The sequence below is a fragment of the Xenophilus azovorans DSM 13620 genome, assembly GCF_000745855.1.
Lineage (GTDB): Bacteria > Pseudomonadota > Gammaproteobacteria > Burkholderiales > Burkholderiaceae_C > Xenophilus > Xenophilus azovorans.
In genome coordinates this window covers 68502-83199 of record NZ_JQKD01000020.1, presented here as the reverse complement: position 1 = coordinate 83199, position 14698 = coordinate 68502, and the positions used below count along the sequence as shown (strand labels likewise).

The following is a 14698-nucleotide window of genomic DNA, read 5'->3' as shown; positions in this document are numbered from 1 at the left end:
TCAAAGACCCAGCACCGAGGCCGGGAACCCAGGCCGCCCCGCCTGAAAACCCTCGTCGAGGCGCTGCCGCAAGGCGACGCGGTCGGCCGCCGAGACGCCGCACACGCCGCGGCTGCGCTCGGGGTCGATGCGCCGCAGGGACCAGGCCGGGGTCCAGATCGCGCTGGGCACGTCGCCCGCGTTCCACTGCGGCAGCGCGCGGCACTGCACGATGTGGTCCCACATGCGGCGCCAGTGAACGAAGCGCGCATGGTGGCGCTCGAAGACGTCGAAGCGGTGCGCCAGCATCTTCAGGCTGCGGCCGGAGGCGGCCCAGGCCTGCAGGGCGTCGACGACGGCGCGCTCACCCAGCGGCCAGTCGGCGAAGTCGGGGTCGCTCAGGACGATCTCGGTCCAGCCCTGCCCGGCCGCGGCCGCCAGGGCCGCGCGGACATGGCCGCCGAACTCGGCCGGGCCGTCGAAGGCGCCCTCGGGCAGCGCCGTACCGTCGTTGTCATTCGCCATGCAGCCACCCCGCTTCGCACCAGTCCGCCAACAGCGCCTGCGCCTCCTCGCTGGCCAGGCGCAGTTCCGCGGCGCCGAGGCGGCGCCGGTCGGCCAACTGCCGCATCAGCCGCGCGTCGCGGCCGGCGGCGCGGAAACTCTCGCCGTTGATGAAGACGTGGCGCGCATCGTGGAGCATGCGGGTGCGCCTGTCCAGCCGCACGCCGCGCAGCGGCGCCGGCGCGGCCGCGCCTTCGAACCAAACGTTCGGCTTCGGCTCGGTGAGCGACTCGCCCAGCGCGCGGTCGATGTCCGCATCGGCGGCGAGCAGGCGGCGCACGGCATCGCGCGCGAAGCGCTGCAACGCCTCGGGCACGGCGCCGGTGGCCTCCACCGCCGCCTGCGCAGGGTCGGCGTAGCGGCGCCCGCCGTCCGCCTCGTCGCCGGCGGCATCGGCCAGGCGCGCCAGCAGGTCGGCAGCCAGCTCGGCATCGGTCGCGGCGCGCAGGCCGATGGAGCAGGTCATGCAGTCACCGCCCACGGCCACGCCGTCGTGCGCGTAGCGCGGCGGCAGGTAGAGCATGTCGCCGGGCTCCAGCACCTGCGTGTCCTCGGGCTCGAAATGCTCCAGGACCTTCAGCGGCAGGCCGGGGCGCAGCGCGAGGTCCTTCTGCCGTCCCCACGACCAGCGCCGCCGACCGCTCACCTGCAGCAGGAACACGTCGTAGCTGTCGAAGTGCGGGCCGACGCCGCCGCCGTCGCTGGCGTAGCTGATCATCACGTCGTCGAGCCGGGCCGCGGGCAGGAAGGCGAAGGGCGCCAGCAGCGCATGGGCCGCCTCGTCGTGCAGGTCGACGCCCTGCACCAGCAGCGTCCACCCGGGGCGTGAGAGCGGCGGCAGCGCGCGCCGCGCGAACGGCCCGTGGCGCAGTTGCCAGCCGCGCTTCGCGTCGTGCTGCACCAGGCGGGACTCGACGTCCTCGGCGGCCGCCAGGTCGAACAGCCGCGCGCGCGGCACCGGCGGCAGCGCGCCGGGCATGGCGCCGCGCACCAGCAGGGGCTTCTTCTGCCAGTGGCGGCGCATGAAGCGCTCGGGACTCAGGCCGCCCAGCAGCGGCAGCGGTCGTGTGATGTCCATGGTGGGAGAATTCTCGTCCATGGACATCACCCCCCAATGCGTGGTCGGCCTCACCTGGACGCTCAAGGACACCCTGGGCGACACGCTCGACGTGCTCGACGAGCCGGTGGAATTCCTGGTCGGCGGCAACGACCTCTTCGACGCCATCGAGCAGGCGCTGCAGGGCCACAAGGCGGGCGACGTGGTCTCGCTGCACCTGGAGCCCGAGCAAGCCTTCGGCGACTTCGACGACCAGTTGCTCTTCCTGGAACCGCGCGCCCTCTTCCCGGCCGAGGTGGAGGAAGGCATGACCTTCGACGGCGCCGCGCTGCCGCAGGGCGTGAGCGCCGGGATCCCGAAGCAGGGCCTGTACACCGTGGCCGAGATCTACCCGGACCACCTGGTGCTGGACGGCAACCACCCGCTGGCCGGCATCGCCCTGCGCCTGTCGCTCACCGTGCGCTCGGTGCGCGAGGCGACGGAAGAGGAGATCGGCCGCGGCACCGCCGGCACCGGCTTCTTCCGCGTCGAGCCGATGGCGCCGGGCGGCCAGCAACTGCACTGAGCCGCTGGCTGCCGGGCGGCTCTCAAGAAAACGCCGGGCCGCCCCAAGTTTTCTTGCCCCCCACGGGGGGCGGGCTGGGCGCAGCCCGGCCCTGGGGGCACTCAGTACCTCGAGATCTGGCCGTTCTCGATCCGCACCCGGTCGCCGATGCGCAGATCGCCGGGGTGCGGCACGTCGAAGACGCGCCAGGCGCCGTGGTCCGTCTGCACCGAGATGCGGTAGCTCTGGTAGACGCGCGGCGCGTTGGTCTGCGCCTCGATGGCGTTGCCTGCCAGCGCCCCGCCGATGAGGCCCAGCGCGGTGGCGGCGGCGCGGCCGCTGCCGTGACCGATCTGGTTGCCCACCACGCCGCCGATCAGGCCGCCGGCGATGGCGCCCCCGCCGGTGGGGCCGTAGCCGGCGGTGCGACCCTGCACCACCTCGATGTTCGCCACCTGCCCGTACTCGACGTAGCCGGTGGGCGCCACCTGGGCCGGATAGGCGCCGGCGGCCGGGTACGGCTGCGCATAGCCCGGGTGGTAGGCCGGGTAGTAGTAGGGCGCCGGCGCCACGCAGGCGGTGGCCAGCAGGGAGGCCGCCACCACGGCGGCGGCAACGGAAAGAGGACGGGTCAGCCTGGACATGACGTTCAACTCCACGCGCGGGCATGCGGCCCGCAATTCACCTTGCCTGTCATCAACGCCGCCGGGCGCGCGGCGATGACGGGTCAACCTCCATCGGAGCCGGGCTGGCGTCGGCGGTTCCGGCCTTTACCTGCTGCTCACCGATGCAACGGCGGCTCAACGCGTGCCGGTGGAGCCGTATCCGCCCTCGCCGCGCTCGCTCGGCGGGAATTCGTCGACCCGATTGAACTGCGCCTGCACCACCGGCACCACCACCAGTTGCGCCAGCCGCTCCAGGGGCTGGATGACGAAGGGCTCGCGGCCGCGGTTCCAGGCGCTGATCTTCAGCTCGCCCTGGTAGTCGCTGTCGATCAGGCCCACCAGGTTGCCCAGCACGATGCCGTGCTTGTGGCCCAGGCCCGAGCGCGGCAGGATCAGCGCGGCGTAGCCGGCGTCCGCCAGGTGGATGGCGATGCCGGTGCCCACCAGCTCGCAGGCGCCGGGCGCCAGGGCCAGGGGCTCGGCCAGGCAGGCGCGCAGGTCCAGGCCGGCGCTGCCGGGTGTGGCGTATTGCGGGAGGTGCTCTGCCATCCGGGGGTCGAGCACGCGCACGTCGATCTTCATGGGTCCCTTGTCTTCCGTCTTGGAGGAATTCAGCCGGGCAGCTTGCCGCGCCCGGCCTGGCGTCGCCGCGCCTCGGCCTTCGCCGTCTCGGCGAACCCGGTCAGCAGGCGCTTGAACCGCGATCCGACGAACCACAGCGCGGCGGCGAACAGGGCCAGGGTCCACAGGCCGGCATGGCCGGAGGCGAACAGGCCGACGACGATGGCCCAGCCGATCAGCAGCTTCAGCCCCAGATGGGCGGACCGCTTCGGCGCGACGGCGTCCGGCTGCTTCTTCGCGGCAACGGGGCGCGGCGGCTCCAGCACGCGGGCGGCGACCGGCGGCGGCGTTGCGTCGTCGTCACCCAGCAGCACCGCGCCGCCCGATCGGGCGGCCGTGGCCAGCGCGCGGGCCGTGAGCTGCTCCACGTAGCGCACGAAGTCGCCGCCCGGCGGAGTGTTCCAGTCCGGGTTCATGGCGCGGGCCGCGGGCGCGGCAGACGGGCGGCCACCTCGGCCACCAGTTCGCGCGCCAGTTGCAGCTTGGGTGCGCGCGGCAGTTCGCGCACGCCGGCGGCGTCGACCAGCAGCAGCGCGTTGTCGTCCTGCCCGAAGGTGAGCGGGCCGATGTTGCCCACCAGGAGCGGAATGCCCTTGCGCTCGCGCTTGGCCTTGGCGTGCTCCACCAGGTTCTCGCTCTCGGCGGCGAAGCCGACGCAGAACAGGGCGCCCTCCCGCGCGCGGGGCGTGCGCGCGATGGCGAGCAGGATGTCAGGGTTCTCGACGAAGCGCAGTACCGGCGGCTGGCCGCTGCCGTCCTTCTTGATCTTGTGCGCAGACTGGTCGGCCGGGCGCCAGTCGGCCACCGCGGCGGTGGCGACGAAGACGGTGGCGTCCTGCACGGCGCCCTGCGCCGCCTGCAGCATCTGTTCGGCCGACAGCACGTCGATGCGCGACACGCCGCGCGGCGTCGGCTGGTGCACCGGCCCGGCCACCAGGGTCACGCGGGCCCCGGCCTCGCGGGCCGCGCGGGCGATGGCGAAGCCCATCTTGCCGGAGGAATGGTTGGTGATGCCGCGGATCGGGTCCATCGCCTCGAAGGTGGGGCCGGCGGTGACGACCACGTGCTCGCCCGCCAGCGCCTTGGGCTGGAAGTGCGCGACGATCTCCTCGAGCAGCTGCGCCGGCTCCAGCATGCGGCCGTCGCCGGTCTCGCCGCAGGCCTGCCAGCCGTTGCCCACGCCCAGCACGCGGGCGCCGTCGGCGTCGAGCTGGCGCAGGTTGCGCTGGGTGGCGGGGTGCGCCCACATCTCGCGGTTCATCGCGGGCGCCACCAGCAGCGCCACCCGCTCCATCGGGCGTGCCAGGCACAGCAGGCTCAGCAGCTCGTCGCTGCGGCCCTGCACCAGCCGGGCGATGAAGTCGGCGCTGGCCGGTGCCAGCACGATCGCGTCGGCCTCGCGGCCGAGGTTGATGTGCGGCATGTTGTTGGGCTCGCGCGCGTCCCACTGCGAGGCGTAGACCGGCCGGCCCGACAGCGCCTGCATGGTCACCGGCGTGATGAACTGGGCGGCCGCCTCCGTCATCACCACCTGCACGGTGGCGCCGGCCTTGACCAGCAGGCGGCACAGCTCGGCCGACTTGTAGCAGGCCACGCCGCCGGTGAGGCCCAGGAGGATGTGCTTGCCTGCGAGATCCAGCATGGCGCGCACTGTAGCAGCGGGGGCGCCTCGGGGCGCAGGCACCGCCTATACAATTGCAATTTCCCACTGCCGAACCTGCGCGTTCGCCACAAGGCAATGACCAAATACGTCTTCGTCACCGGTGGTGTGGTGTCCTCCCTGGGCAAGGGAATCGCCTCTGCCTCGCTGGCCGCCCTCCTCGAATCCCGCGGCCTGACTGTCACCCTCATCAAGCTCGATCCCTACATCAACGTCGACCCCGGCACCATGTCGCCGTTCCAGCACGGCGAGGTGTTCGTCACCGACGACGGGGCCGAGACCGACCTCGACCTCGGCCACTACGAGCGCTTCATCACGACGCGCATGCGCAAGGCCAACAACTTCACCACCGGCCAGATCTACAAGTCGGTGCTGGAGAAGGAGCGCCGCGGCGACTACCTGGGCAAGACGGTGCAGGTGATCCCGCACGTCACCAACGAGATCCAGGACTACATCAAGCGCGGAGCCGGCGTCGGCACGCCGCACGAGGTGCAGGTGGCCATCGTCGAGATCGGCGGCACGGTGGGCGACATCGAGTCGCTGCCCTTCCTGGAGGCGGTGCGCCAGATGAGCCTGAAGGCCGGCTCCAACAACAGCGCCTTCGTGCACCTGAGCTACCTGCCCTACATCGCGGCCGCCGGCGAGCTGAAGACCAAGCCGACCCAGCACACCGCGCAGAAACTGCGCGAGATCGGCATCCAGGCCGACGCGCTGCTGTGCCGCGCCGACCGGCCGATCCCCGACGAGGAGCGCGCGAAGATCTCGCTGTTCTCCAACGTGCCCGAGTGGGGCGTGATCTCGATGTGGGACGTGGACACCATCTACAAGGTGCCGCGCATGCTGCACGAGCAGGGCCTGGATGGCCTGATCTGCGACAAGCTGCGCCTGAACACGCCGCCGGCCAAGCTGCAGCGCTGGGACGACCTGGTCTACGAGGTCGAGCACCCGCAGAAGGAAGTCACCATCGCCATGGTCGGCAAGTACGTCGACCTGTCCGACAGCTACAAGTCGCTGAACGAGGCGCTGCGCCACGCCGGCCTGAAGAACCATGCGCGGGTGAAGATCGACTATGTCGATTCCGAGACCATCCAGCCCGACAACGTCTCGCGCCTGGGCAAGTACGACGCCATCCTGGTGCCCGGCGGCTTCGGCCAGCGCGGGGTGGAGGGCAAGATCTGCGCCGCCCGCTTCGCCCGCGAGAACAAGCTGCCCTACCTGGGCATCTGCCTGGGCATGCAGGTGGCCACCATCGAGTACGCCCGCAATGTGGCCGGCCTGAAGAACGCCAACAGCACCGAGTTCGACCCCGACACGAGCTGCCCCGTCATCGCCCTGATCACCGAGTGGAAGGACGCCGACGGCAGCATCAAGACGCGCAGCGAGAAGTCCGACCTGGGCGGCACCATGCGCCTGGGCGCGCAGAGCTCCGACGTGGCGCCCGGCACGCTGGCCCACAGCATCTACGGCGACGTGGTGACCGAGCGGCACCGCCACCGCTACGAGGCCAACGTGAACTACCTCGACCAGCTGCGCCAGGCCGGGCTGGTGATCTCCGCCCTCACCCAGCGCGAGCACCTGACCGAGATCGTCGAGCTGCCGCAGGACATGCACCCCTGGTACATGGGCGTGCAGTTCCACCCCGAGTTCAAGTCCACGCCCTGGGCCGGGCACCCGCTGTTCAACGCCTTCATCAAGGCGGCGCTGCAGCACCAGGCCGCGGACAAGCAGCCGCTGAAGGCTGTCGTATGAAGCTGTGCGGATTCGAGGCCGGCCTCGACCGGCCGTTCTTCCTGATCGCCGGACCTTGCGTGGTCGAGTCCGAGCAGTTGCAGCTGGACACGGCAGGCACGCTCAAGGAGATCACCGCCTCGCTGGGCATCCCCTTCATCTTCAAGAGCAGCTTCGACAAGGCCAACCGCTCCTCGGGCACGAGCTTTCGCGGCCCGGGGCGCGACAAGGGCCTGGCGATCCTCGCCAAGGTCAAGCGCGAGCTGGGCCTGCCGGTGCTGACCGACGTGCACACCGAGGAAGACATCACCGAGGCCGCCAAGGTGGTCGACGTGCTGCAGACGCCCGCCTTCCTGTGCCGCCAGACCGACTTCATCCGCGCCGCGGCACAGTCGGGCAAGCCGGTCAACATCAAGAAGGGCCAGTTCCTCGCGCCGCACGACATGAAGAACGTGATCGACAAGGCGCGTGCGGCCGCGAAGGAAAAGGGCCTGCCCGAAGACAGCTTCATGGCCTGCGAGCGCGGCGCCAGCTTCGGCTACAACAACCTCGTCTCGGACATGCGCGGCCTGGCGATCATGCGCGAGACCGGCGCGCCGGTGGTCTTCGACGCCACGCACTCGGTGCAGCTGCCGGGCGGCCAGGGCACCAGCTCGGGCGGCCAGCGCGAGTTCGTGCCGGTGCTCTCGCGCGCCGCGGTGGCGGTGGGCGTGGCAGGCCTGTTCATGGAAACGCACCCCGACCCGGCCAAGGCGCTGTCCGACGGCCCCAACGCCGTGCCCCTGAAGCACATGAAGGCGCTGCTGGAGACGCTCGTGGCGCTGGACCGCGTGACCAAGTCCACTCCCTTCCTCGAAGACAACTTCACAGCATGACCAGCGCCTACATCATCGCCAACGTCGAAGTCACCAACCCCGCGCAGTACGAGGAGTACAAGAAGTGGTCCAGCGCCGCCATGCAGGCGCACGGGGCCGAGGTGTGCGTGCGCGGCGGCAAAGTCGAGGTGCTGGAGGGCGACTGGCAACCCCAGCGCCTCGTGATCCTCAAGTTCCCCAGCGTCGAGGCGGCGAAGCGCTTCGACACCTCGCCCGAGTACGGCAAGGCGCGCGCGGCGCGCCAAGGCGCAGCCATCATGCGCATGGTCGTCGTCGAAGGTCTGTGATTTTCTTGTCTTTGGAGAGCAATGCATGAGTGCCATCGTTGACATCGTCGGCCGCGAGATCCTCGACAGCCGCGGCAACCCCACCGTCGAATGCGACGTGCTGCTGGAAAGCGGCACGATGGGCCGCGCGGCCGTACCCTCGGGCGCGTCCACCGGTTCGCGCGAGGCCATCGAGCTGCGCGACGGCGACAAGGACCGCTACCTGGGCAAGGGCGTGCTCAAGGCCGTCGAGCACATCAACACCGAGATCTCCGAGGCCGTTCTGGGCCTGGACGCCTCCGAGCAGGCCTTCCTCGACAAGACCCTGCTGGACCTGGACGGCACCGACAACAAGAGCCGCCTGGGCGCCAATGCGACGCTGGCGGTCTCGATGGCGGTGGCGCGCGCGGCGGCCGAGGAATCGGGCCTGCCGCTGTACCGCTACTTCGGCGGCATGGGCGGCATGCAGCTGCCGGTGCCGATGATGAACGTCATCAACGGCGGCGCCCACGCCAACAACAGCCTGGACCTGCAGGAGTTCATGATCATCCCGGTGGGCGCGCCCAGCTTCCGCGAGGCGCTGCGCTACGGGGCCGAGGTGTTCCACGCGCTCAAGAAAATCATCGATTCGCGCGGCATGCCCACCGCCGTGGGCGACGAGGGCGGCTTCGCGCCGAACGTGCAGAACCACGAGGCGGCGATCCAGCTCATCCTGGAAGCCATCGACAAGGCCGGCTACACCGCCGGCGAGCAGATCGCCCTGGGCCTGGACTGCGCCGCCAGCGAGTTCTACAAGGACGGCCAGTACGTGCTGGCCGGCGAAGGCGGCCTGCAGCTGTCGGCCGCGAGCTGGACCGACATGCTGGCGAGCTGGTGCGACAAGTACCCGATCATCAGCATCGAGGACGGCATGGCCGAGGGCGACTGGGACGGCTGGAAGCACCTGACCGAACGCCTGGGCCAGAAGGTGCAGCTGGTGGGCGACGACCTGTTCGTCACCAACACGAAGATCCTGAAGGAAGGTATCGACAAGGGCATCGCCAACTCGATCCTCATCAAGATCAACCAGATCGGCACGCTGACCGAGACCTTCGCCGCCATCGAGATGGCCAAGCGCGCCGGCTACACGGCCGTCATCAGCCACCGCTCGGGCGAGACCGAGGACTCCACCATCGCCGACATCGCGGTGGGCACCAACGCCGGCCAGATCAAGACCGGCTCGCTCTCGCGCTCGGACCGCATGGCCAAGTACAACCAGCTGCTGCGCATCGAGGAAGACCTGGGCGACGTCGCCGCCTATCCGGGCCGCGCCGCCTTCTACAACCTCAAGTAAGGCGCGCGGCTTTTTCCGCGCGGCCCGGGCCCCATGCGCTCCCGCTTCGTCGTTCCGGTGGTCCTGGCCATCCTGCTGGCCCTGCTGCAGTTCCAGCTCTGGACCGGCCGCGGGAGCGTGCCGGAGACGTCTGCTCTGGAGCGCAAACTGGCCGTGCAGAAGGAAGCCAATGCCAAGGCGCAGGCCGCCAACGAGCGGCTGACCTCCGAGGTCAAGGACCTGCAGGAAGGCATGGAGATGGTCGAGGAGCGTGCCCGGCAGGAGCTGGGCATGGTCAAGCCCAACGAAGTGCTGGTCCAGATCGCGAAGTAGCCGGAGCCCAACGCGATGACGCCCGCCTTGCCGCCGGGCAGCCGGATCAGGGTCTGCGGGGCCGACGAGCGCGCGGTCGATGCGCTGGCCGAGGCCCTGGCGCTGCGGCTGCGCCAGCGCGGCATCGCCGCATCACACGCGGAGGTCGTTGCGCTGGGCAGCGACGCCGCCGGGTTGCCGCCCCTCGCCGGCCAGCCCTGCCACACGCTGCTGCTGGCGCCGGGAGACGGCTCACCGGATCAAGAGATGGAAGATGCCCGCCTGCGCACGGCACTGGCGCAGGCCGGCGTGGACTACGCCGTGGTGCACGGCCGCGATGCCGCGGCCCGGCTGGCCGGCGCCTGGCGCGCGATCGAACGCCGGGTCGGCGCCATCGACGATGCCGCGCCCGGCGCTCCCGCCGCCGCGCGCGGCTGGGCGGGCGGCTGCGAGCGCTGCTCCGATCCGCGTTGCGAGCACCGCCTCTTCACCGACCTGATCGCCGCCAGGGGCGGCTGAGCGGCAGCGGCTACTGCACCACGCTGCTGCCCGGCACCTGCCCGCCGGGCGCGGTGAACAACTGCGCCGCGTCCACCGCGTCGAAGCGGTACTGCTTGCCGCAGAAGTCGCAGCCCACCTCGATCTGCCCGCGCTCGGCCAGGATGTCCTTGGCCTCGGCCTCGCCCAGGCCGCGCAGCATGTTCGCCACGCGCTCGCGGCTGCAGGTGCAGGCGAAGCGCGGGCCCAGCATGCCGGTGCGCGGCTCGAAGCGCAGCAGCTTCTCCTCCCAGAACAGGCGGCGCAGGATGGTCTCGGTGTCCAGCGTCAGCAGTTCCTCGCGGGTCAGGCTGGCGGCCAGGATGGCGATGCGGTTGTAGTCCTCGTTGCGGCCGATGTGGTCCTCGTCGCGCTCGCCGGCGCGGCCCGCCAGGTTGGCGGTGCCCGCCAGCGGCAGGCGCTGGATCAGCAGGCCGGCCGCCACCTTGGCGTCGGCCGCCAGCACCAGCGTGGTGTCGAGCTGCTCGCTCTGCAGCATGTAGTGCTGCAGCACCTCCGACAGGCGGCCGAGCTTCTCGCCCCGGTCGCCGAACAGCGGCACCACGCCCTGGTAGGGCTGCTGGCCGGGCAGACGCTCCTTCGGGTCCAGGGTGATGGCGCAGCGGCCCTTGTTGCCCACGTTCACCAGGTCGGGCAGGCGCGCATCCGGCGCCACCTCGCCCACCACGCTGGCCGTGGCGCGCACGCTCAGGTCCGGCTGCGCTTCGGCCACCATCAGCTTGACCGGCCCGTCGCCGAAGACCTGCAGGATCAGCGAGCCCTGGAACTTGATGTTGGACTGCATCAGCACCGAGGCGGCGGCCATCTCGCCCAGCAGTTCGGCCACCGGCTCGGGGTAGGCGCCGGTGTGCGTGTTCGAGGCCCGCCGCGCAAGGATCTCCTGCCACGCCGAGTCCAGGCGCACCAGCATGCCGCGCACCGGCAGGCCGTCGAAAAGGAAGGTGTGCAGTTCGCTCAAGGGGGTCAGCCGATCTTCTTCAGGCCCTTCGCGAAGCGTCGGGCGTTGTCCACGTAGTGTTCCGCGCTCTGGCGCAGCTTCTCGACAGCCGCGTCGTCCAGCGTGCGCACCACCTTGGCCGGCGCGCCGATGATGAGGGAGTTGTCCGGGAACTCCTTGCCCTCCGTCACCACGCTGCCGGCGCCGACGATGCAGTTGCGGCCGATGCGGGCATTGTTCAAGACCACGGCCTGGATGCCGACCAGCGAGTTGTCGCCGATGGTGCAGCCGTGCAGCATGACCTGGTGGCCCACCGTCACGTTCTCGCCGATGGTCAGCGGGCAGTCGACGTCGGTATGCAGAACGGACAGGTCCTGGACGTTGCTGTTGCGGCCGATCGTCAGCGCTTCGGTATCGCCGCGCAGCACGGCGCCGAACCAGACGCTGCTGCCTTCGGCCATCGTCACCTTGCCGATCACCTGCGCGCTGTCGGCCACCCAGGCGCCCTCGCCGAGTTGCGGCGCCACGCCGTCGAGTTCGTAGAGGGCCATGTGTTCGTCTCCGTGGGATGGTGGATGTGGGGGATTCCTAGAATTCTAGGCATGCTCCCTCTTCATCCCCGTCTGCGCGCCCTGGAGGCACTTCGCCTGCCCGACCCCGCGGACAAGGTGGCCGCGACGCGCGCGCTCGCGGCCGGGGTGGCGGCCGGCCCCGTGCAGGACGAAGCCTGGTGCCGGAAGGTGCGCGCCGCCGGCGACGACGCCGATGTGCCCGGCCGCCCGGCGCGCCCCGTGCGCGTGCCGGCCAAGGAGGTGCCCGCGCGCTCACCCTTCACCGACGAGGGCCGCGCCGCGCTGATCCATTCCATCTGCCACATCGAGTTCAACGCGATCAACCTCGCGCTGGACGCGCTGTGGCGCTTCGACGGCATGCCGGCCGGCTACTACCGCGACTGGCTGCGCGTGGCCGATGAGGAGGCGCTGCACTTCACGCTGATCCACGGCCACCTGCAGCGCATGGGCTGGCGCTATGGCGACTTTCCGGGCCACGATGGGCTGTGGAGCATGTGCGAGAAGACCAAGGACGACGCCACCGCCCGCATGGCCCTGGTGCCGCGCACGCTGGAGGCGCGCGGCCTTGACGCCACGCCGCTGATCCAGGCCAAGCTGCGCCGCGTGGACACGCCCGACGCGCGCGAGGCCATCGGCATCCTCGACGTCATCCTGCGCGACGAGGTGGGCCACGTGGCGGTGGGCAACCGCTGGTACCGCTGGCTGTGCGAGCGCCAGGGGCTGGACCCGCTGGCCCACTATCGCGTGCTGTACCGCCGGCACGAGGCGCCGCGCCTGAGGCCTCCCTTCAACCTGGAGGCGCGCTCGCGCGCCGGGTTCACGGACGACGAACTTCGGGCGCTGTCCGGCTGAACACCACCAGCCGCGGCGAGAAGCGCTGCAGCACCTCGCCGCGCTGGTTGCGCGTCTCGCAGCGCACCCGCACCAGCGCGCGGCCGGGCTTCGAGCGCGAGGGCACGATCTCCAGCACCTCGGTCTCCACGCGCAGCACGTCGCCGGGGCGCGTGGGCTGCGGCCAGGCCAGTTCGCCGCCGGAGCCGATCACGCCGTCGGCCAGCGGCAGGCCGCCGGTCGCCAGCAGGCGCATGGTCAGCGCGGCAGTGTGCCAGCCGCTGGCCGCCAGGCCGCGGAAGAAGGTGGCCTGGGCCGCCTCGTCGTCGAGATGGAAGGGCTGCGGGTCGAACTGCCGGGCGAAGGCGACGATCTGCGCCGCGTCCAGCGCATGCTCGGGGCTGGTGAAGCGGTCGCCGACCTTCAGGTCTTCGAGGTACAGCGTGTCGGGGCGGGCAGCGGTCATGAAGATGTCTCCTTGCGGGGCGGGTGCGCCAGGCCGGCCAGCTTCGCCTGCAGCGTGAGCGCGTTGCCGACGGCCTCTCCGGCGGCGGTGTTGTCGAGGATGCACCAGCAGGCCGCGCCCTCGCGGCGGGCCAGCGCGAGGCGCACGGCCAGGCGTTCCATCAGCGCGTCGTCGTAGGCCGACCAGTACACCCGCGGCCTGCAGTGCAGCCGCAGGTACGCCAGCCCCGGCCAGCCGCCGGGCCGCTCGCCGCCGGCGTGCAGCACCGGGTCGGCCAGCACACGCCCGACGCGGTGGCGCGACAGCAGCGCCTCGGCCTCGGGCGTGAACCAGGAGGCATGGCGCGGCTCCAGCGCGACGGCGCCCGCATGGCGGTGCCGCAGCGCGCCCAGGAAGCGGCCGGCGACCGGCGCATCGCAGGCATGGCTCGGCGCGAGCTGCACCACCAGGCAGCCGAGCCTGTCGCCCAGGCCGGCCACCTGGCCCATGAAATCGTCGAGCAGGGCATCGGCGGCCCGCAGCCGCGCGTCGTGGGTGACCGCCTTGGGCAGCTTGACGGCGAAGCGGAAATGCGCCGGCGTGCCCGCCGCCCAGCGCGCATAGGTCTCGGTGCGGTGCGGGCGGTAGAACGAGGTGTCGATCTCCACCGCGTCGAAGCGTGCCGCATAGCGCTGCAGGTGGCTGCCCTCGGCCGGGAAGCGCGGCCACAGCGCCCGCCGCAGGCTCCAGCCGGCGCAGCCCACGCGCAGACCGGGATCGTCAGCCACGGGGATGGTGCGCGGCATGCAGCTGCTTCAGGCGCTCGCGCGCGACGTGGGTGTAGATGGTCGTCGTCGAGATGTCGGCATGCCCCAGCAGCAGTTGCACCGCGCGCAGGTCGGCGCCGTGGTTCAGCAGGTGGGTGGCGAAGGCATGCCGCAGCGTGTGCGGCGACAGCGGCACGTGGATGCCTGCCGCATGCGCCTGCTTCTTGACGATGACCCAGAACATGGCGCGCGTCATGCCGGCGCCGCGCGCGGTGGCGAAGAAGTCCTCGGTCTGCTGGCCACCCAGGATGACGGGCCGCGCATCGGCCATGTAGCGCTCGATCCAGCGCCGCGCCTCCTCGCCGAAGGGCACCAGGCGCTCCTTGCTGCCCTTGCCCAGCACGCGCAGCACGCCGTCGGCGAGGCTGATGTCGAAGGCCTTGAGCGCCACCAGCTCGCTCACCCGCAGGCCGCTGGCGTACATCAGCTCCAGCATGGCGCGGTCGCGCAGGCCCAGCGGCGTGTCGATATCGGGCGCGGCGAGCAGGGCCTCCACCTGCGCCTCGCTCAGCGTCTTGGGCACGCGCATCGCCTGGCGCGCGGGCACCAGCCGCAGCGTCGGGTCGGCAGCGATGCGGCGCTCGCGCACGGCCCAGCGGTAGTAGCGCTTGAAGACCGTCAGCCGACGGTTGGCGGAGGTGGCCTTGCCCTTCTCGGCCAAGCGTGCGCCCATGTAGGCCTGCAGGTCGCTCTCCTGCGCCGCATCGAGCGGCCGGCCGCGCCCGGCCAGCCACTGCCCCAGCAGCGCCAGGTCGCGCCGGTAGGCGGCCAGCGTGTTCTTCGCCAGGCCGTGTTCCAGCCACAGCGCGTCGATGAACTCGTCGATCTCGGGGAGCGTGGCGGCGGCCGCGTCGGTCATCGCTTGACGATAGCAAATGGAAATGCCCCCCTCGGCCAACCGCTTCACGGTTGGCCGATCCCCCGAGGGGGTGCTTTTTCATCTTG

19 protein-coding genes are annotated in these 14698 nt (G+C 71.1%); 8 read left to right on the top strand and 11 right to left on the bottom strand.

The genetic code is table 11. The features are described from left to right. Positions 1-504, bottom strand: a complete 504-nt coding sequence (locus Q392_RS12890; protein ID WP_038207667.1) for a hypothetical protein — start codon at positions 502-504, stop codon at positions 1-3. Further along, positions 494-1621: a JmjC domain-containing protein gene (locus tag Q392_RS12885; RefSeq protein ID WP_038207768.1), complete on the bottom strand. Its 1128-nt coding sequence runs from the start codon at positions 1619-1621 to the stop codon at positions 494-496. The genes Q392_RS12890 and Q392_RS12885 overlap by 11 nt, the downstream gene beginning before the upstream one ends. Before the next feature lie 19 nt (positions 1622-1640). Between Q392_RS12885 and Q392_RS12880 the strand changes: the two genes are divergently transcribed. Further along, positions 1641-2165, top strand: a complete 525-nt coding sequence (locus tag Q392_RS12880) for an FKBP-type peptidyl-prolyl cis-trans isomerase (protein ID WP_038207660.1) — start codon at positions 1641-1643, stop codon at positions 2163-2165. A gap of 101 nt (positions 2166-2266) precedes the next feature. Here the strand turns inward: Q392_RS12880 and Q392_RS12875 are convergent, their stop codons facing one another. The 4 genes from Q392_RS12875 to coaBC all read right to left on the bottom strand — a co-directional run bounded on the left by Q392_RS12875 (position 2267) and on the right by coaBC (position 5072). After that, positions 2267-2788, bottom strand: a complete 522-nt coding sequence (locus Q392_RS12875) for an outer membrane lipoprotein (RefSeq protein ID WP_038207654.1) — start codon at positions 2786-2788, stop codon at positions 2267-2269. A gap of 156 nt (positions 2789-2944) precedes the next feature. Further along, positions 2945-3391 (bottom strand): dUTP diphosphatase, encoded by a 447-nt coding sequence (gene dut / locus Q392_RS12870; protein WP_038207649.1) that lies wholly within the window; start codon positions 3389-3391, stop codon positions 2945-2947. Positions 3392-3420: 29 nt separating this feature from the next. Continuing rightward, a complete protein-coding gene (locus Q392_RS12865; protein ID WP_038207643.1) occupies positions 3421-3846 on the bottom strand; it encodes a hypothetical protein in 426 nt (141 codons plus the stop codon). After that, positions 3843-5072 carry a bifunctional phosphopantothenoylcysteine decarboxylase/phosphopantothenate--cysteine ligase CoaBC gene (coaBC, locus tag Q392_RS12860; protein ID WP_038207637.1) on the bottom strand — a complete coding sequence of 410 codons (1230 nt, stop codon included), beginning with the start codon at positions 5070-5072 and terminating at the stop codon, positions 3843-3845. The genes Q392_RS12865 and coaBC overlap by 4 nt, the downstream gene beginning before the upstream one ends. Before the next feature lie 96 nt (positions 5073-5168). Here coaBC and Q392_RS12855 point away from each other — a divergent pair, with 96 nt between their 5' ends. Genes Q392_RS12855 through Q392_RS31310 form a run of 6 tightly spaced genes read left to right on the top strand, consistent with a single transcriptional unit; the run spans position 5169 to position 10102 of the window. After that, positions 5169-6839, top strand: a complete 1671-nt coding sequence (locus Q392_RS12855; RefSeq protein WP_038207631.1) for a CTP synthase — start codon at positions 5169-5171, stop codon at positions 6837-6839. Next, positions 6836-7693, top strand: coding sequence for a 3-deoxy-8-phosphooctulonate synthase (kdsA, locus tag Q392_RS12850; RefSeq protein WP_038207629.1), 858 nt, complete (start codon positions 6836-6838; stop codon positions 7691-7693). Before Q392_RS12855 ends, kdsA begins: the two co-directional genes overlap by 4 nt. Beyond that, entirely contained in the window at positions 7690-7980 is a 291-nt protein-coding gene (locus tag Q392_RS12845) for a DUF1330 domain-containing protein (RefSeq protein WP_038207618.1), read from the top strand. The genes kdsA and Q392_RS12845 overlap by 4 nt, the downstream gene beginning before the upstream one ends. Before the next feature lie 25 nt (positions 7981-8005). Then, positions 8006-9292, top strand: a complete 1287-nt coding sequence (gene eno, locus Q392_RS12840) for a phosphopyruvate hydratase (protein WP_038207615.1) — start codon at positions 8006-8008, stop codon at positions 9290-9292. Positions 9293-9325: 33 nt separating this feature from the next. Then, on the top strand, positions 9326-9604 hold the full coding sequence (locus tag Q392_RS12835; protein ID WP_038207612.1) for a septum formation initiator family protein: 279 nt from the start codon (positions 9326-9328) through the stop codon (positions 9602-9604). Between the two features lie 15 nt (positions 9605-9619). Then, on the top strand, positions 9620-10102 hold the full coding sequence (locus Q392_RS31310; protein WP_051953398.1) for a hypothetical protein: 483 nt from the start codon (positions 9620-9622) through the stop codon (positions 10100-10102). Between the two features lie 10 nt (positions 10103-10112). On the opposite strand, the gene hslO is transcribed toward Q392_RS31310, so the two are convergent. Both hslO and Q392_RS12820 read right to left on the bottom strand, forming a co-directional pair. After that, positions 10113-11099, bottom strand: coding sequence for an Hsp33 family molecular chaperone HslO (gene hslO / locus Q392_RS12825; RefSeq protein WP_038207609.1), 987 nt, complete (start codon positions 11097-11099; stop codon positions 10113-10115). Positions 11100-11104: 5 nt separating this feature from the next. Beyond that, on the bottom strand, positions 11105-11629 hold the full coding sequence (locus Q392_RS12820; protein WP_038207606.1) for a gamma carbonic anhydrase family protein: 525 nt from the start codon (positions 11627-11629) through the stop codon (positions 11105-11107). A gap of 51 nt (positions 11630-11680) precedes the next feature. On the opposite strand from Q392_RS12820, the gene Q392_RS12815 reads away from it, so the two are divergent. Continuing rightward, positions 11681-12502, top strand: a complete 822-nt coding sequence (locus Q392_RS12815) for a ferritin-like domain-containing protein (RefSeq protein ID WP_038207604.1) — start codon at positions 11681-11683, stop codon at positions 12500-12502. Here the strand turns inward: Q392_RS12815 and Q392_RS12810 are convergent. Genes Q392_RS12810 through xerD form a run of 3 tightly spaced genes read right to left on the bottom strand, consistent with a single transcriptional unit; the run spans position 12468 to position 14612 of the window. Then, positions 12468-12947, bottom strand: a complete 480-nt coding sequence (locus Q392_RS12810; protein WP_038207601.1) for a MaoC family dehydratase — start codon at positions 12945-12947, stop codon at positions 12468-12470. The two genes, Q392_RS12815 and Q392_RS12810, sit on opposite strands and share 35 nt — an antisense overlap. Next, positions 12944-13732, bottom strand: coding sequence for a DUF72 domain-containing protein (locus tag Q392_RS12805; protein ID WP_038207598.1), 789 nt, complete (start codon positions 13730-13732; stop codon positions 12944-12946). Before Q392_RS12805 ends, Q392_RS12810 begins: the two co-directional genes overlap by 4 nt. Further along, positions 13707-14612, bottom strand: coding sequence for a site-specific tyrosine recombinase XerD (gene xerD / locus Q392_RS12800; protein ID WP_038207595.1), 906 nt, complete (start codon positions 14610-14612; stop codon positions 13707-13709). Before xerD ends, Q392_RS12805 begins: the two co-directional genes overlap by 26 nt. Positions 14613-14698: the final 86 nt, after the last annotated feature.